At 40.7% G+C, this 17,077-nt stretch carries 20 protein-coding genes; 11 read left to right on the top strand and 9 right to left on the bottom strand.

What is annotated here, in order from left to right; genetic code table 11:
- Nucleotides 1-170: 170 nt before the first annotated feature.
- Together mnmA and CHX27_RS14370 are read right to left on the bottom strand one after the other, a co-directional pair.
- Complete coding sequence (gene mnmA, locus CHX27_RS14375; RefSeq protein ID WP_094487450.1) at nucleotides 171-1,352, bottom strand: tRNA 2-thiouridine(34) synthase MnmA; 1,182 nt, start codon at nucleotides 1,350-1,352, stop codon at nucleotides 171-173.
- A gap of 103 nt (nucleotides 1,353-1,455) precedes the next feature.
- Nucleotides 1,456-2,145: a toxin-antitoxin system YwqK family antitoxin gene (locus CHX27_RS14370; protein ID WP_094487449.1), complete on the bottom strand. Its 690-nt coding sequence runs from the start codon at nucleotides 2,143-2,145 to the stop codon at nucleotides 1,456-1,458.
- 231 nt (nucleotides 2,146-2,376) lie between these two features.
- Here CHX27_RS14370 and CHX27_RS14365 point away from each other — a divergent pair, with 231 nt between their 5' ends.
- Nucleotides 2,377-2,754 carry an erythromycin esterase family protein gene (locus CHX27_RS14365; RefSeq protein ID WP_094487448.1) on the top strand — a complete coding sequence of 126 codons (378 nt, stop codon included), beginning with the start codon at nucleotides 2,377-2,379 and terminating at the stop codon, nucleotides 2,752-2,754.
- Between the two features lie 8 nt (nucleotides 2,755-2,762).
- Here CHX27_RS14365 and CHX27_RS14360 read toward each other — a convergent pair whose 3' ends face one another.
- The 3 genes from CHX27_RS14360 to CHX27_RS14350 form a co-directional block, all read right to left on the bottom strand.
- A complete protein-coding gene (locus CHX27_RS14360) occupies nucleotides 2,763-2,984 on the bottom strand; it encodes a helix-turn-helix domain-containing protein (protein WP_094487447.1) in 222 nt (73 codons plus the stop codon).
- A gap of 2 nt (nucleotides 2,985-2,986) precedes the next feature.
- Nucleotides 2,987-3,523: a DUF2975 domain-containing protein gene (locus tag CHX27_RS14355; protein ID WP_094487446.1), complete on the bottom strand. Its 537-nt coding sequence runs from the start codon at nucleotides 3,521-3,523 to the stop codon at nucleotides 2,987-2,989.
- A gap of 513 nt (nucleotides 3,524-4,036) precedes the next feature.
- The gene (locus CHX27_RS14350) at nucleotides 4,037-6,268 is read right to left on the bottom strand and encodes a M1 family metallopeptidase (protein ID WP_165764528.1); all 2,232 of its coding nucleotides are present in this window, start codon (nucleotides 6,266-6,268) and stop codon (nucleotides 4,037-4,039) included.
- A gap of 386 nt (nucleotides 6,269-6,654) precedes the next feature.
- Between CHX27_RS14350 and dnaX the strand changes: the two genes are divergently transcribed.
- Both dnaX and CHX27_RS14340 read left to right on the top strand, forming a co-directional pair.
- On the top strand, nucleotides 6,655-7,740 hold the full coding sequence (gene dnaX, locus CHX27_RS14345) for a DNA polymerase III subunit gamma/tau (RefSeq protein WP_094487445.1): 1,086 nt from the start codon (nucleotides 6,655-6,657) through the stop codon (nucleotides 7,738-7,740).
- A gap of 233 nt (nucleotides 7,741-7,973) precedes the next feature.
- A complete protein-coding gene (locus CHX27_RS14340) occupies nucleotides 7,974-8,372 on the top strand; it encodes a hypothetical protein (protein ID WP_243389019.1) in 399 nt (132 codons plus the stop codon).
- 588 nt (nucleotides 8,373-8,960) lie between these two features.
- Here the strand turns inward: CHX27_RS14340 and CHX27_RS14335 are convergent.
- Together CHX27_RS14335 and CHX27_RS14330 are read right to left on the bottom strand one after the other, a co-directional pair.
- On the bottom strand, nucleotides 8,961-9,188 hold the full coding sequence (locus tag CHX27_RS14335; protein WP_094487444.1) for a hypothetical protein: 228 nt from the start codon (nucleotides 9,186-9,188) through the stop codon (nucleotides 8,961-8,963).
- An 11-nt stretch (nucleotides 9,189-9,199) separates the two neighbouring features.
- Nucleotides 9,200-10,609: an MATE family efflux transporter gene (locus CHX27_RS14330; protein ID WP_094487443.1), complete on the bottom strand. Its 1,410-nt coding sequence runs from the start codon at nucleotides 10,607-10,609 to the stop codon at nucleotides 9,200-9,202.
- Between the two features lie 144 nt (nucleotides 10,610-10,753).
- Here CHX27_RS14330 and CHX27_RS15910 point away from each other — a divergent pair, with 144 nt between their 5' ends.
- The 3 genes from CHX27_RS15910 to CHX27_RS14320 all read left to right on the top strand — a co-directional run bounded on the left by CHX27_RS15910 (nucleotide 10,754) and on the right by CHX27_RS14320 (nucleotide 12,178).
- The gene (locus CHX27_RS15910; protein ID WP_317048286.1) at nucleotides 10,754-10,975 is read left to right on the top strand and encodes a hypothetical protein; all 222 of its coding nucleotides are present in this window, start codon (nucleotides 10,754-10,756) and stop codon (nucleotides 10,973-10,975) included.
- A 110-nt stretch (nucleotides 10,976-11,085) separates the two neighbouring features.
- Nucleotides 11,086-11,289 (top strand): hypothetical protein, encoded by a 204-nt coding sequence (locus CHX27_RS15905; RefSeq protein ID WP_317048285.1) that lies wholly within the window; start codon nucleotides 11,086-11,088, stop codon nucleotides 11,287-11,289.
- 67 nt (nucleotides 11,290-11,356) lie between these two features.
- The gene (locus tag CHX27_RS14320; RefSeq protein WP_094487442.1) at nucleotides 11,357-12,178 is read left to right on the top strand and encodes a DUF6929 family protein; all 822 of its coding nucleotides are present in this window, start codon (nucleotides 11,357-11,359) and stop codon (nucleotides 12,176-12,178) included.
- A 61-nt stretch (nucleotides 12,179-12,239) separates the two neighbouring features.
- Here the strand turns inward: CHX27_RS14320 and CHX27_RS14315 are convergent, their stop codons facing one another.
- Nucleotides 12,240-13,868 carry an ABC-F family ATP-binding cassette domain-containing protein gene (locus tag CHX27_RS14315; RefSeq protein WP_094487441.1) on the bottom strand — a complete coding sequence of 543 codons (1,629 nt, stop codon included), beginning with the start codon at nucleotides 13,866-13,868 and terminating at the stop codon, nucleotides 12,240-12,242.
- A 495-nt stretch (nucleotides 13,869-14,363) separates the two neighbouring features.
- On the opposite strand from CHX27_RS14315, the gene CHX27_RS14310 reads away from it, so the two are divergent.
- From CHX27_RS14310 to CHX27_RS14290, 5 genes are all read left to right on the top strand, one after another.
- On the top strand, nucleotides 14,364-15,140 hold the full coding sequence (locus CHX27_RS14310) for a hypothetical protein (RefSeq protein ID WP_094487440.1): 777 nt from the start codon (nucleotides 14,364-14,366) through the stop codon (nucleotides 15,138-15,140).
- 310 nt (nucleotides 15,141-15,450) lie between these two features.
- Entirely contained in the window at nucleotides 15,451-15,699 is a 249-nt protein-coding gene (locus CHX27_RS14305; protein WP_094487439.1) for a type II toxin-antitoxin system ParD family antitoxin, read from the top strand.
- Nucleotides 15,692-15,991, top strand: a complete 300-nt coding sequence (locus tag CHX27_RS14300; protein ID WP_094487438.1) for a type II toxin-antitoxin system RelE/ParE family toxin — start codon at nucleotides 15,692-15,694, stop codon at nucleotides 15,989-15,991. Before CHX27_RS14305 ends, CHX27_RS14300 begins: the two co-directional genes overlap by 8 nt.
- Before the next feature lie 202 nt (nucleotides 15,992-16,193).
- Complete coding sequence (locus tag CHX27_RS14295; RefSeq protein ID WP_094487437.1) at nucleotides 16,194-16,436, top strand: type II toxin-antitoxin system ParD family antitoxin; 243 nt, start codon at nucleotides 16,194-16,196, stop codon at nucleotides 16,434-16,436.
- A complete protein-coding gene (locus CHX27_RS14290; protein WP_094487436.1) occupies nucleotides 16,433-16,723 on the top strand; it encodes a type II toxin-antitoxin system RelE/ParE family toxin in 291 nt (96 codons plus the stop codon). Before CHX27_RS14295 ends, CHX27_RS14290 begins: the two co-directional genes overlap by 4 nt.
- 144 nt (nucleotides 16,724-16,867) lie before the next feature.
- On the opposite strand, the gene CHX27_RS14285 is transcribed toward CHX27_RS14290, so the two are convergent.
- The gene (locus CHX27_RS14285; RefSeq protein ID WP_094487435.1) at nucleotides 16,868-17,077 is read right to left on the bottom strand and encodes a putative signal transducing protein; all 210 of its coding nucleotides are present in this window, start codon (nucleotides 17,075-17,077) and stop codon (nucleotides 16,868-16,870) included.

Below are 17,077 nucleotides of genomic sequence, written 5' to 3'. Positions count from 1 at the left end.
AAGTCTTAATACTTAAATCTTAATACTAAAAGTCTTTGCGCTTAGACTTCGACAAGCTTAGGCACCAGCCTTCGACGAGCTCAGGCACCGATGATACGCGGGTTCAGGCGGACACATGAAACGTAAAAAGGGTGTATTCATCAATCCCGATGGCTATCGGGACCCGCTTCTCACCCCGCAATGACCCCACTACCTAACAATTCATTCCCCGAATACCAAGCCACAAACTGCCCGGCGGTGATTGCCGATTGCTTTTCGTCGAATAAAACGTAGAGTCCGTCTTCGCGCTGCCACAATTGAGCCTGCTGCAAAGGCTGACGGTACCGAATACGCGCCTGAACATCAAACGTTTCGTGTAATTTCAAACGCATGTCTTCGCGAACCCAGTGCACTTCTTTATTGGCAACTTTCAGAGCCTTGCGCCATAAACCGGGATGCTGTTGTCCCAAACCGGTATACACGATATTTTCGACCACGTCGGTGCCAATAATGAATAAAGGTTCTTTGGTGCCACCTACGTTCAATCCTTTACGCTGACCTACCGTAAAGTAATGCGCGCCTTGATGTGTACCCACTACTTTAGGAATGCCTGCCGCTAAATCGAACGGCGCAGCTTCGAGCACCAAAGTATCGGAATTGTCGGAAATAGAGCGTTCAAATACCGGATCGTCGGCCATTAACTGCACAATTTTACCTGGTTTTGGCTGTAACTTTTGCTGCAAAAATTCGGGTAAGCGTACTTTACCGATAAAACACAAACCCTGCGAATCTTTTTTACCCGCCGTAACCAAACCTTGCTGCAAGGCTATTTCGCGAACCTCGGCCTTTTGTAGGTGTCCGATTGGAAACAAGGCTTTAGCTAATTGCTCTTGCGAAAGCTGACACAAGAAATAGGACTGATCCTTATTGGCGTCGGCGCCAGCTAAAAGTTGAAAAACTTCTTTTCCGTTAACAGTTGTGCTCGACTTTTGGCAATAATGACCCGTAGCTACGAAATCGGCTCCTAAGTCAAGAGCGATTTTCAAGAAGATATCAAACTTAATCTCGCGATTACACAAAACATCTGGATTGGGTGTACGGCCGTTCTCGTACTCAGAAAACATATAATCTACGATGCGCTCGCGGTATTGTTCACTTAAATCGACCGTTTGGAACGGAATGCCGAGCTTTTGCGCTACCAGTAAAGCATCGTTTGAGTCTTCTAACCACGGACACTCATTTGAAATGGTCACTGAATCGTCGTGCCAATTCTTCATGAAAAGTCCGATTACCTCATATCCTTGTTGTTGCAACAAATAGGCTGCCACACTCGAATCGACACCACCAGACAGCCCAACTACTACTTTTTTCATACCTAAAATTCCTGCTGCAAATATACGGTGCTTCCCATTAACGTCTTTTGCAGACGCTCATTTTAGCAAAAAATTGGCTGCTCGGTTAGTTGCATGTGTGTCCTTACTTTACTTTCTTGGCGACGGTTTTCTTGGTTAACGGATATTTCTCGCGTTTATCTAGCTTACCGTCTTTGTAAAATTCCCAAAAGCCTTTCTTTTCGCCTTTTACAAACTTGCCTTTCGACGCTACTTTACCATCGCTTTCGCGGAAAATGGCATCACCGTCGTACTGATCGTTCATATAGATGGTTTCTTCCAAAACAATGCCTTCTTCGGTGATTTTCTTGTATGTCCCGTTTTTCTGACCGTTTTTATACGACGCTTCCTCGGCGGTTTTACCCGACAGGTAGTATACTTTACGAATGCTGTCGAGCTTGTCGTTCTTGTAAAACTCTTCCAAAGCTACGACGGTCGACTTCGGGTGATAGTATTTCCACAAACCTTCTTTCTTTTTGTTAACCGTTTTGCCTTCCGAACTCAAAAAGCCGTTTTCGTAAATTTTAGTGTAGGCTGTTTTCCCTAAATCAGAAAAAACGCGCTCGGCAGTTACGGTAGAATTCTTATCGTCTGCAAAGAATTTAAAGGTACCTACCTCTTTTCCGTCCTTGAAGTTGCCTTCGTAACGAATGCGTTTCGATGTTTCATAAAAGCCTCGCCACAATCCTTGCTTCAGTCCTTTTGCGTCGGTACTGTTAATTTGTTGAGCACTTAACATTTGTGTAACTATCAAGAAAACAGCTATTAACCTCATATACGTATTGATTTTCCGTGCAAATATAACCTCAAAACCTGAGTTCGATTAAAAATCTTTGTCACATCGCTTAAAATCAATAAATTATGAAATCAGATAGAAGTGGAAAGAGATAATCTTNGAGCAGTATCCGTTTTTAAACTCGGATTAGATTATTTGTCAAATTGCTTATTATCAAAGTTCAATAAGCTGGAAATTAATTTAATACAATTTTTGTCGTGTACTTAGAATTTGGGATATCACCTTAGAAAGTTTTACAAAAACGATTACTACAGCGTGGGTTTCGACTTTGGTTCGGGCACCGTTATAGGTTATATCGTTGAATCTAAAGATAATTCGGGCTGGAAAAAATTCACGATTGCCGAACCGACCTCCGGGACATACGCCGAATTACTAAACAAAGCAAAGTACGACAATTACTTTCTTGACCTTACCGACCTATCCGAGAAAGAAACTAGTTTTTTTAAATCGATAAAAAAGCAATTAATTCTCGGTGGACCAGGCTACAACCCAAAGCGCGATAATTTGTACAAGAAGAAATTTTCCGAAATGTATGATGCGATAATCTTTATCAAAACCATTTCTGTTTCAGATCACGTAATCGACTAATACCTGTTTCAACTTTTCTTTTCCTCGCCGGGACGATACTCGAGTAGATCGGCGGGTTGACAATCGAGCGCTTCACATAAGGATTCTAGCGTACTGAATCGGACGGCTTTTGCTTTTCCTGTTTTTAAGATAGAAAGGTTTGAAAGAGTGATATCTACCTTTTCGGACAGCTCATTTAACGACATTTTTCGTTTAGCCATCATTACATCTAAGTTTACAATTATGGGCATATTTATACGGTTAGGTCGTTATCTTGCTGTAATTCAATTCCTTTTCTAAAAATTAAGGCCACTACAAAAAGTATAGCCGACATCATTAGGTAGGCTGCACTGTCGTTCCAATATCGGCTTACAAGCTGCAAATCAAATCCGCGATGTGACAGCTGCTGCGTAAAACGTTGCGCTAAGAAACAAAGAGCGCCCACAGAACACGCCTGATACGTGATTTTTAAAAGCAGTTTAGAAATCTCTTCAGTAAACGGATTTACCAACTTTATCACTTTAAACAAACGGAGTACATAGTAAAACGTAACAGCTTTTAATACGGCGATACCGATAAGAAATGAAAACAACAACGAATACAATGCGATACTCCGGTTGTACAGCGCTGCTAAATTTAAGCCTGAATCTAAATTGTATGCCGCAATGGGTCGGAACAAGCTGTAAACATAATTAAAGACGAGCGTCCCTGCTTGTACGCACAAACCAGCAAATATCAACCAACAAACCAACTGAATTAGGTTCCAAACGAATTTGTTCTTAGAAGTCATAGTAATCATTTTAATATTTTGGTCAAAGATAATTATTTATTGTTTATCAATAAAAAATAATTGTTTTAAGATTAAAATAATTTGATTTACAAAAAATGAAGTTCTAAATAACAAAATGAGTTTTATTCGTTTTGGGCAATTTTCTTTTATTACTCTCGATGGAGCGGAAGGTTTTTGTGAACCACTGCTTTACATCCAACCTGAGTTCGATTAAAAATCTTTGTCAGATTGCTCGAAATCAATAAGTTGCGAAATCAAACAGCAAGGAAAAGTAACAACTTCCACGCTAAACAGATGAACGGCTGTCTACTTCGTTAGATTTTTTTGCGATACTACAGTATCCCAAAACAAATCTGCCTTGTATTCAACCATTCATCTGTTTTCTGACCGCAATTTTTAAATCGAACTCAGGTTTCCTGGTACCGTTTTAAACTGCAATCAATAGTCAAAAAAAAAAGCCTGAATTCAAGTTTGTAACTTAAATTCAGGCATTAAAAAGTTTATTAAACGTTCTTACTGCTTTGTGAACGGAATTGTGCGTCCTTGAACACTGATGTTCGCGGTTTTTCCGTCTTCTAAAAACTCAACGGTTAAACCAGCTTCCGGAAATGAATACTTGTTTGGTCCTATCGATTGAATTGGGAACTTCCCTTGACCTACTACTTCGATATTCAATTCATCGTCTTCATTGGTGAAGGTTAAAGTTACGGGAGCTTTATCGCTTTTGTACGTTCCGAGGAATTTCTCCAAGTCTGGTGCTTTTTCGATTTCACCGGTTACCGAGTTCCAAAGGTTATTTGCCGGATTGCTGTCTGGCAAAACTTTGTCGGGATCTAACATGATGTTTCCAATTTCCTCGGTAGAATTTGCTTTGAACGTCCATACCTTATTGCGTTGCCAGATATCTACTGGTAACTTTACCGTAAGCGATCCGCCTGACTTGTACGTAATTTTGCACGTAACCGGCATAGCCATTTGCTGAAGGTTTTCGATGGTGATAATCGAACCTTGTTTAGGATCTTTTTTCGGGTACTTTATTTTTACAATCTTTTGGTCTAGTTTCCAATTATTCTTGAACCAAGCACGCCAAAACCAAGATAAGTCTTCGCCGGCAACGTTTTCCATGGTTCTAAAAAAATCGTACGGAGTTGGATGTTTGTATGCCCAACGCTCAATGTACGTTTTAAATGCTTTGTCAAAGCGCTCTTCTCCAAGCACTTGTGTTCGCAAGATATCGAGTGCAGTCGATGGCTTTTCGTAGGCTAATAAACCTAAGTTGCGCTCTTGTAAGTTATCTGGTGCTACCATTACAGGTTCCAAGTCTTTTCCTGTAAGTATTTCAGCCATGGCATGACGGTCTGGTTTCGGATTATCATATTCGCCACCATTAAAAGCAGCCGTACTTAAACTATTGATAAAGGTATTGAAACCTTCGTCTTGCCACGCGTACATACGTTCGTTGCTTCCTACGATCATCGGGAACCAAATGTGACCAAATTCATGATCGGTTACGCCCCATAAAGCTGCTTTTTTCGCTTCCGCTTCGCAGAAAACAATTGCCGGATATTCCATTCCGCCAACGACACCCGCAACATTTACCGCTACTGGATACGGATATGGAAACCACTTCTCTGAGTAATGCTCTATTGACGCTTTGGTGTATTCGGTTGATCTTCCCCATCCGTCGTTGTCTTTAACTTCTGCTGGATAAGCCGAAATTGCAAGCGACTTTTTCCCTTCTGGAAGATTGATTCTAGCGGCATCAATAACAAAAGAAGCCGACGATGCCCAAGCGATATCGCGGGAATTCTTCAACGCATATTTCCACGTAAGTGTACTTTTACCAGTAGGTCGCGAATTTGCATTCGAAACTTCCTCTGCTGTGCGAATGAATACCGTTTTATCGGATGCTGCAGCTGCTGCCCAGCGTTTTTGTTGTTCGGCTGTGTAAACTTCAGCAGGATTTTGCAAGGCACCACCGCAAACTACAATGTGATTTGCCGGCGCAGTTACGCTCAGGTTAAAATCGCCGTATTCCAGATAAAATTCGCCAGCTCCGAGATAGGGCAAAGTATTCCATCCTGAAATATCGTCGTACACACAAAGTTTAGGATACCATTGTGCGATTTGGAAAATGTTACCGGCTGGTGTTTCGTAAATGCCCAGACGATCGCTTCCTTGTTTTGGAATCACGAATGAAAACTCAATTTTCAGCGTAACTTGTCCGCCTTTTGCCTTTAACGCTGTAGGTAAATCAACTTGCATACGCGTATCGTAAATGCGAAAAGGAACTTCTTTTTCAGTGGTAGTTTTCCCGACTGTCGACACTACTTTAACGGATTTGATTTTGTGTCCGCCGTCGAATTTCTCACCACGAGAGCCGTTGCGACTACCTTTTAAAGGAACGACTGCATTTCCGCGTGAGTCTTCTTTGAAGAGATTTTGTTCCACATACATCCACAAAAACGGCAAATTATCCGGACTGTTATTGGTGTACTTAACTGTTGCTGTTCCAGTTACCGTGCGATTTTGATCGTCGAGCGTAACTTTCAAATCATAGTCGGCGCGATTTTGCCAATACGCATAGCCCGGAGCTCCCGAAGTACTTCTGGTTCCCGACGGATGGTCTGTGTAAAATCCCGGACCAAACGTTTCGTTGTAATTGTAAACCGATTCCTCTTTTTCTTGCGCCTGGAGTTGAAAGAAAAGCACACAAGCTAAGAGCACATAATACCTTAATGTCATATCAATTAAATTTTTACAAAGAAAGTAATTTCAAGATTGCGTAGCACTTTCCTTCGAAAGAAAATTCACTACTTTTTTTGAACATGCAATAGTCGGTAACGCACTTGCGATTTTACAGGCTAAACAATCCAATTCTCTGCCATTTTACAAGAAAAGAAGTCGTTTCAAGAACTGCCAATTGTTGATAACTAACGTTTGAATTTTAAGGTTGGAAATATCGGTTTCCTATCGAAATTGTAGCATAAAATGCACATGACTTTCCATAATACGCAATAAATCAAACGATTGATTTAATTTTAAAATCTTGCTTGGAATTTGGGAATTAAGTTTGAAAAAAGAAGAGGCATTCTGAAACAGATTAATATATTTGTTGCAGACATACGTTTATGGATCAATTCGTCGTTTCTGCTCGTAAATACCGCCCGACCACGTTTAAAGATGTAGTTGGCCAAGAGGCTGTTACCTCTACTTTATTGCGTGCTATCGAAACGAATCACTTGGCGCAAGCCCTACTGTTTACGGGTCCGCGTGGTGTTGGAAAAACAACCTGCGCGCGAATTCTAGCCCGAAAAGTAAATCAGCCCGATTACGACGATCCGAATGAAGACTTTTCATTCAACGTATTTGAGCTCGATGCGGCGTCGAATAACTCGGTAGACGACATTCGAATGCTCACAGAGCAAGTGCGTATACCGCCGCAAACCGGAAAATATAAGGTGTATATCATCGACGAGGTGCACATGCTCTCGCTGGCGGCTTTCAACGCGTTTTTAAAAACCTTGGAAGAACCGCCTTCCTACGCTATTTTCATCTTAGCGACTACCGAGAAACATAAAGTTTTGCCAACCATTTTATCGCGTTGCCAAATATTTGATTTCAAACGCATAACCGTAACCGACGCTAAAAATTATTTAGCAGAAGTAGCTAAAAGTCAGAATGTTACTTTTGAAGACGAAGCCTTGCAAATCATTGCTCAAAAAGCCGATGGTGCTATGCGCGACGCTTTGTCGATTTTTGATCGTGTAGTTACTTACGCCGGAAATCATCTGAGTCGAAAAGCGGTTAGTGAAAACCTAAACGTTTTAGATTACGATGTGTATCTGGAAATGACTGAAAAGCTGCGTCAAGCGAATATTCCCGCGGCATTAATTCAGTTCAACGATATTTTGAGTCGCGGTTTCGATAGCCATCAATTTATTATTGGTTTGGGCTTACATTTTCGCGATTTACTTATGGTGAAAAATCCGGGAACGCTCGATTTAATTGAAGCTGGCGAACTTACCAAACAAAAATATGCCGCACAATCGCAAACGGTAACGGTAGATTTCTTGTTGCGCGCCATCGACTTAGCAAATGCGGCCGATTTAAACTTCAAATCGTCTCAAAATCAGCGTTTACTGCTCGAACTTTGCCTGATGCAAATATGTTCGCTAACTGCCGACCCTGAAAAAAAAAATCTAGGTTTTTCATAATTCCGCCTAACAGTCAGGTCGCCGCACAAGAAACGCCCGCAGTTAGCAACCAAAGTACACCATCTGAGACTCCAGTCGTTACTTCTGCCCAAGTCGAAAATCAAGCAGCAGAAATAGCAAAACCAGCGGCTCCGAGTAGTCCGCAAATTCCCGCATTAGCAAGCGGTTCGTATGTTTCGGCAACGTCGTTAAAAGCCTTAGCGTTAAAAAAAGAACTGCAAAAAGCAGCGGGATTGGAACTCCGACCATCGACCGATATACATCTGCGCGAATCGTTTACGGAAACAGATTTTCGCATTTACTGGTCGAAATACGCGCAGAAATTAGGGGATAGCGGACAAAAAATTGCCGAATCGTTACTGCTAATGAACGAACCGCGCTTGGAAGGAACGCAAGTTTTTGTGACTTTTCCGAACGAAGGTTCGAAGCTCGATTTTGAAAAGGAAATTCCAGCACTTTTGGGCTATTTGCGCGGACATTTAAAAAATCACGACATCGACATCGAAGTTGCGGTTAATGAAAACGCAAAGCCGAAACGTTATATTACGCCTCAAGACAAGTACAATCGTTTGGTAGAAATAAATCCGTTGCTTGACAAGCTGCGCCGCACCTTCGATTTAGAATTGGATTAAATGGAGCGGTGTCGTGGTTACAAAGAATTTACGGAATCGCAGCTTTTACCTTCAAAGTAAGCGTATCATTTTTTGTTTTTGGGCAATGCGCCGCAACGATTTTGCTTCATCGAAAATGAGTGCAAGCGGCGCCCGCGCTTTTTGCTGCAACTCCTCGCTTCGTCGTGCCTCCTCGCTGTGGGGTTTTCGCGTCAATCGCTATTGCGAAAAGCGCTACTTCGTGACGTTTACCACTTAACGCATCGTTTTTGGGATGTTAGTCCCGATAGCTATCGGAATCCTGACGTTCACCACTTGACGTATCTTTTTCGGGAAGCTAGTCCCGATAGCCATCGGGATAGACTTTGTGACGTTCACCTTTTTACGTATCATGTTCCCAAGCTAACCCACAATTCGTCCGTGCCTNGTGATCTGCTCTGTTTAACTAAGCTCTCATTAGCTCTTCGTACAGCAGCAACCGATACTTTTCTATTTTTTTCTTGCTTTGCCATAACACAAAAATAATGAAAAAACTAAAACAAAATGCTTTACTATAAATCTCTGCAAAGAGATCTTTTCGAAGACATTTTTTATCTTTTAAAATCTTAACTACTCATTGTAACGCGCAATTTCGCGGTCGTAAAATTCGGTCGCTTCTACGATTAAACGTTCTAATTCTTCGCTCAATTCTTGTTCCTCGGCTTCTTCAATATCGTCGATAATTTCCACTTCATCGTTTCGTAAATTAATTACAAAGCGCGGAAAATCAAGATGAATTACAAAAATATCGTCCGGAAAATCGGTATTATCGCCAAGTACAAATTTGGGTAGTTCCATAGAGTTAAAGTTTAATGTGACGGCAGTATTACCGCACTTTCTGGGTTGTCAATTTTATTATTGATGATGAATTTCTTACTCAAATATAAAAATCTGGCGTACAGCAAAAAAGCGGCCGTTGCTAAACTGCCCAACAATCCGAACCAAATCCCTTCTGCTCCGTATTCGAGCTTGATTCCCAAATAATAACACAGCGGAAATCCAACGATCCAGTACGCCACAAACGTAATGTACATCGGAATTTTAACGTCTTGCATGCCGCGTAAAGCACCCAACACAACCACTTGCATGCCGTCGAAAATCTGGAAAAAGGCAGCAGCTATCAATAATTTCGCTGCAATGGCAATTACTTCTGTGTTATCGGCCAATTGCGTATTGTTTTCCATATTCAAAAACTGCTCCGGTAAAATCTGGTGTAACGCAATGAACACCAAAGCAAAGACAATTTCGATGAAAACAGTCAGTAAAAAAACAGATTGCGCCACCAACCGAAGTTTCTTAAAATCTTGTGCTCCAACGTAATTGCTCACACGAATCATGGCCGCAGCGCCCAATCCTACCGCAAACATAAACGTGAGCGACGCCAACGAAAGCGCTATTTGGTTCGCCGCCTGTGCATTGGTGCCGATAATGCCACTTAACCAAATGGCAGCCGTAAATAAAAGTACTTCGAACAGCATTTGCGCCGCCGACGGTATGCCGATGCGAATTATTTTTCGCGTAATTTCTCGGTCAAACGAAACCGTTGGCAAGGCATCGAAATATTCGCGCAAGCCTTTCGAATAACGCGTAATTAGGTGCATAAACACAACCATGAGTATGCGCGAAATCACCGTTCCAATAGCAGCACCAATAATTCCTAACTTCGGGAAAATCCAAATGCCGTAAATCAATACATAGTTCAAAATTACATGCGCAACATTGGCAAGAATAATGGCGTATAACGAGTATTTGGTTTGCGACATCCCATCGGCAAATTGCTTGTAACCTTGATAAACAATCAACGGAATCAGCGACAAGGCAACGTAATCGATAAACGGCTCTGCTAAGGCAATTACTTCTGCAGGTTGGTTGAGTTGGCGCAACAGCGGTTTCGAAAGAAAAATAACGCCAAAAAGTAAAACACCAAGAACGCTACACAGCAGCAATCCTTGCTTGAGCGCCTTCACTAAAGTGGTTTTGTCGTTTGCAGCATCGGCAGCGCCAACAATGGGCGTTATGGCCGTCGAAAATCCGATTCCGAGCGACATCGCAATAAATATCACGCTGTTTCCCAACGAAACGGCAGCAAGTTCGGTGCTTCCCAGCTTTCCGACCATAATGTTGTCGGTGATCGAAATTAAGGTATGGCCAACCATGCCAAGCATTACTGGATACGCCAGTTTCAAGTTATAACCAAACTCTGCAAAATACTTTTTCATAGCAACAAAAATCGGGCAAAGATAGCGCACTGTATTCCGACTATCGGTCATTAATATCATAAAACTTAAACGAAATTGCGTAAGACTAAGCTTTAAAAAAGGCGGTTCTTTGCAGCTCAGACCAATACTATTTGGTTTACTTATATGAAAAATACTTTACGCTCTTTTTGTTTGGCTCTTGTAATCGGATTTTCAGCACCAAGCGTTTTTGGTCAAGAAACTATCGCAACGGCAATTGAAAACTACGATCAGGGCTTTCGACTCGGATTTGGATTGAACGGTGGTTTGCCACTAAACGATCCGTATGATTTCTCGCTAGGCGGCGATGTTCGCTTGCAATACGACTTAACAAAAAAACTTCTTTAACCCTAACAACGGGCTTTACTAACTTTTTCGTTAGCGGAAAAGACAACGATTTAGGTTTTATTCCCTTGAAAGCTGGATTCAAAGTTTTTGTGTATGAAAATGAGTTTTATTTGATTGGCGAAGCCGGCGCTGCTTTTGCCGTGACCAACAATTACGATAAAACTTCTTTATTGTTATCGCCTGGAGTAGGTTATGCTACAAAAGTGATCGACTTTAGTTTACGTTACGAATATTTGAAAGATTTTATCGACGAATCAGGCGATGAAGGTATCGGGCAAGTTGTAGCTCGTGTAGCCTACGCTTTTGAGTTGTAGAAAACTTTTTCCACCATTCCAATGTTTTCAAAAGCCTCTCTCGGGAGGCTTTTGTATTTTTGACCACATGAAATTTACAGCAATTCAAAATTTAGGGACTGTGCACGGAATTCACTCGTCTTCCGGTTTGCTTTGGTTGAACGATTATCTATTCTGCATTAGCGATAATTCTGATTTTCTTTTCAAAATAAATCCGACGAATTATACCTTCGAGGCGATTCCCACTATCGAAAATGCACAACATTGGGTCGAAAAAAAGCACAAACGCGATTACGAGATCATTTATGCAGATTCGGAAGGAATTCACCTTTACGGCAGTGGTTCCAAAGAAAAGCGAAAGATAAAAACCTCGTTTGCCGATCTTGATCAGCTGGCTATTAGCAGTGAATGTTTATTGTACGACGCCGTTAGCAGTCGCGGTATTTCTGAAGACGATTTGAATTTGGAAGCGCTTTGTAAACACGAAGATACATACTACATTTTCAACCGGGGTAACGGTCCGTCGAAACAAAACCGCATCTTCAAAGCGCATCAATTACCGGACGGCTCCTTTGAAATCGTTTCAGAACGCGATATTCAACTTCATTTCAACGATCTCGATTTTACCTTCACCGATGCCTGCGTTTGCCACGATTTCATTGTATTTACCGCTGCCGCAGAAGCCTCGGATTCCACCTATTTAGATGGCGAAATTGGCGGTAGTTTACTGGGCGTTTTAAAAATCGATTCCCTGGAAATACTTTATACCCAAATCGTTTCCCAAGAACATAAATTCGAAGGAATTAGCTGTTATAAAAGCTCCGATACGACGCACCATTTCTATCTCGCCGAAGACAACGACCGCAACGACGGTGAATTAACGCTTTATGGGGTAGATTTCGAGATTTAAAGATTTAAAGATTTAAAGATTTAAAGATTGAGAGATTTTGGGCTTGTTTTCTTGTTTGAACCTACAACGCCGCTAATTTCTCCAATTTTTTCACTGCTAAAAATCCGTTGATGTCTTCGAAGTGCTCCACGACACGCTTGTTGGTGAATTCGAAAACTTTTGTCGCCAAGCCGTCCAAGAAATCACGGTCGTGGGAAACTAAAATCACTGTTCCTTCAAAATCGCGCAGAGCTTCTTTGATGATGTCTTTGGTTTTCATGTCTAAGTGATTCGACGGTTCGTCCAAGATCAATAAGTTTACGGGTTCAAGCAAGAGTTTGATCATCGCTAAACGTGTGCGCTCACCACCCGACAATACTTTCACTTTTTTGGTAATATCGTCGCCGTGAAACATAAAGGCACCTAACAAATTCTTGATTTGCGTACGGATGTCGCCTACCGCAATTTGGTCGATGGTTTCAAAAATACTTACATTCTCGTCCAGCAAAGCCGCCTGATTTTGTGCGAAATAACCAATCAGTGCATTATGTCCGATTTCAACACTTCCACTGTCTGGCGCAAACTCTTTCATGATGGCTTTTATCATGGTCGATTTTCCCTCGCCATTCTTTCCTACAAACGCTACTTTTTGCCCGCGTTCAATCACCATATTTGCTCCTTTAAACACAACATGATCGCCGTATTTTTTCTCTAAATCGGTTACAACTACCGGATACTGACCGCTTTTTGGTGCTGGTGGGAATTTTATTTTCAGTGCCGAGTTATCAATTTCATCCACTTCCACCAAAACCAATTTCTCCAACATTTTTACGCGCGATTGTACTTGCAACGTCTTTGAATACGTGCCTTTAAATCGTTCGATGAATTCCATATTTTCAGCAATCATTTTTTGTTGCTCGTCGTAGGCTTTTTGCTGATGTGCTCTACGGTCTTTTCGCAGCTCCAAATAATGCGAATATTTGGCACGGTAGTCGTATATACGTCCCATGGTCACTTCGATGGTTCGGTTGGTAATGTTGTCCACAAACGCTCTATCGTGCGAAATTACCACGACGGCTTTTGCAGCATTTACCAAGAAATCTTCCAACCATTGAATACTTTCAATATCCATGTGGTTGGTAGGCTCATCGAGTAAAATCAAGTCGGGTTTTTTTAGCAACAGTTTTGCTAATTCGATGCGCATGCGCCAGCCTCCCGAAAATTCGCTGGTTTTTCTTGTAAAATCTTCGCGAACAAACCCCAAACCGAGCAGTACTTTTTCTACATCGGCTTCGTAGTTTATTTCTTCAATGGCGTAAAATTTTTCGCTGAGGTCGCTTACTTCCTCGATTAATTTCATGTAATCGTCCGATTCGTAGTCGGTTCGAACCGTTAGTTCGGTGTTTATGGCTTCGATGCGATCGCGCATGGCGAAAATTTCCGAAAATGCCTTCGACGTTTCTTCAAAAACCGTGCAGTTATCTTGTGTGAGCAAATGTTGCGGCAGGTACGCAATTACAGTGTCTTTCGGCATCGACAGGCTTCCGCTGCTCGGTTTGCGTTCTCCGGCGAGAATTTTCAACAACGTCGATTTTCCTGCGCCATTTTTCCCCATCAATGCAATCTTATCTGTTTCATTAATAGAGAACGATACGTCGCTAAAAAGCGTTGTTCCACCAAATTCTACCGATACGTCGTTTACTGTAAGCATTTTCAAAAAATTTGCGCAAAGGTAGTTTAAAACATGCCATTTTTAGCGCATTCAACCACAGCGTCCGACAATTATTTTCAATCGAATTCCGGTGTTTGAATCGATTTTTAGAAGCCATTCCCGTTTTTCGCTGTAGTCCTCAAAAAATACGGCAGGTTCACACGCCTTGCCGTTGGCTTCTTGGGTCGCCACTGCAACGCGGTTCACGCAGCCGTCTTTTTATTGCGGGCTGCCGCTGCAACCGGGGCTAGGGCATACGTTACTAACGTTTAGTGGAAAAATACCTATAAGTAGGTAGTTTTGGGAATAGCGAAGTGCGTAATTTAGCCCAGAACAACAAAGCGAAACAATTGTCTAATGTAACAGATTAAAAAAGCGTGTAGGTGTTTGATGCAAGCTACTGTGATTGATTAATTTACAAGTGTTTTTGAAAATTGAGAAGGAGGAGGGGACTTTGCTGATTATTGAGTTAACAGTCAGACTAAAACAACCGAAATGAAAGAAAATTTAAGATTTAATAATGATTTTTTAGAAGCTTACGATTATAGCAAAGCTAATGGCTTATATTTAGGCTTAGGCAATCCTATGGGTAAAATTCTGCTTATTGGAAAAGAAACATCAGATGATAAAATTGGGTTTGATGAAATGAGTAAAGTCAATCTTAAGAGTTGGAATGATATTATTTCAACGAACAAGTCTATTGAGGATGTTGGCTTTTTAGAGGATAACGCTTTGTTTCCTTGGAAGGGACAAAAATTTACGATTAGAAGAATAAAGAAAGACGGAACAATTTCTGGAGAAACTGGCACATCAACAACTTGGTATTATTATCAATATTTGACCGACCTTATTTTGAAAAAAACACCAAAAGTAAAAGAGGATTTAATTGACTTTCACGAATATTGTTTTCAATCTGAAATGAATCAATTAAACGCAAAAAAAAGTAATGATATTCCTAAAAATGATTTAAGGAGAATAAAAAGTATAAAAGATAGAGAGAAACTTTTAGCCTTGAATTATTTTAGAAATTTTGATGTTATAATTTTAGCAAGTGGACACTATCATAAAGATTTTGATTTCGACATTCAAAAGACTTTTGGTGTAAAATGGACTGGAAATACTAATGTTCTATCAAAAGGAAATTGGTACAACCTACATTATGATAATTTAGAAAAACCAAAACGAATATTGATTCATACGAGGCAATTCAGTACTCTAATAACAAAAGAACTAATTGAAGCAATAGCAAATGAATGCAGATCATTTATATAAAGTCCGAACTGCTAACATCCGTAACCCTTGCACAACGATCATTTTTTACCAAAATATAGAAATCCGCTACGAACAAATTTGCATTAGGCAGGGTTCAGTGCTCCTCAGACAATTTTGTGGTAGCCGAAAGTTTTCTTCTGCGAATGAACACTTGTGCTGAAAGATCCCGGCATCGATACTAAAACCATTCTAGCCAATTATTCCAAGACTCACTCTTAACTCGCAGCTTGCCAACTGTAATCTAAAATTTCGATAAAGGCGATTTATGTACTTACCAAAAATTGGTAACTTTGATAAAAGTTTATGTTGAATGAAAAATACATCAATAGCACTAGGAAACCATTTTGATCAGTTTGTCAATAGTCAAGTTGCAAGCGGACGTTATAAAAATGTTAGCGAAGTTATTCGTGCTGGACTTCGACTTTTAGAGGACGAAGAAAGTAATGTGATCGCTCTGCGAGCCGCAATTCAGCAAGGATTAGACAGCCCGCTCGTTGAAAATTTTGACTTCAAAGACAATCTGAAAAAATTAAAAGAAGGAAAATTAAAAAATGGCTAAGGTTGTTTTTAGACAAGAAGCCATTAACGATTTAAATGAAGTTTGGGTTTATACTTTTGATGAATGTTCAGAAAAACAAGCCGATAAGTATTATTCAGCTTTAGAATTTGCTTGTACACAAATTGGGAAAAACCCTGAACTTGGAAAGAAATACGATAGAATAAGCAAGAATTTACTTGGGTTGAGAACTGGAAAACACATAATTTTTTATCAAGTTATTTCAAACGATCGCATTGAAGTTGTCAGAATTTTACACGAAGGAATGGACTTGAAAAACAGATTTGATGAATAAAGAATTACTTCGCTATGGCTGGATACTCGTGGTTTCGTGTCCGTTTTTTAAGTAAAATTATTATGTAAGTAAACAGTACGCAGTTCACTGGCTTCTCAACAGTCGGTTTGCGGCGGTATATTACAAGATATCTTGTTAAAAATAGAGCAAAAAGCATCAACCTATACCATACTTTGGTATATTTGTTTTAAAGCTAGTTGTTATGGCAAAAAACACTTCAATATTGCTCGGAGATCATTTTAATAATTTCATTAATGAGGAAGTCGCTTCTGGAAGATACAGTTCTGCAAGTGATGTAGTAAGATCGGCGCTTCGTTTGCTGGAAATCGAGGAGCAGAAAATCAAATGGCTCAGAAATGAACTCGAAATTGGAGAGAAAAGTGGATTCGTTGAAAACTATGACCCGAAAAAGCATCTCGAAGAACTCAAGAAGCGCCATTCATGAAATACAGAATTACCGAAGCGGCGTATAATGATTTGAGCGACATCTATCTCTACACCTTTCAGAACTGGTCGGAGAATCAGGCAAGCAAGTATTTTGAATCGATCATTGAGGAAATTCAGCTGTTCAGTGAAAACCCCGAAAAAGCCAAGCCCATGCCAAAGGTTGGGGCAGACTTCTTCTATTTCCGAGCCTTGTCACATTATGTGTTTTTCAAAAAGAATAGAGAAACGATTGAAGTTGTTAGAATCCTACACAAAATGATGGACTTCTCTCAGCATCTGGAATAGAACGTCTTGTAACCGGCGCTAATCCGCTCCGAAAAACCTCCCGACTTTGAGGTTAATTTTTAAAATTTGAATTTGCCTCAGAGTCTAGAAGCACTACGATGCGAGTTTGCCTTGTTTTTAATAGACTTTCAGGAGTAAAAGTTCCTATTCCGCCAAAAACTTTGCAACAACTATCTTCGCCAAAATCACATCTTCTTTCGAGACCCAAACACTAACCGCTGCATCAGCCGTTCCGAAACCAGCCAAACGTGCCGATTCATACTCATTGCGTATGATGGCCGTAATTCCTGCCTCACGCAAATTGTAGTTGACCGCCTGTGCCAAGATTTCGGAGCCGCTGAATACCTCTATCAC

Source organism: Flavobacterium aurantiibacter, from assembly GCF_002251775.1.
In the GTDB taxonomy this organism is placed as follows: domain Bacteria; phylum Bacteroidota; class Bacteroidia; order Flavobacteriales; family Flavobacteriaceae; genus Flavobacterium; species Flavobacterium aurantiibacter.
Note: the sequence above shows the minus strand (reverse complement) of the source record. Positions and strands in the feature narration are given on the sequence as shown.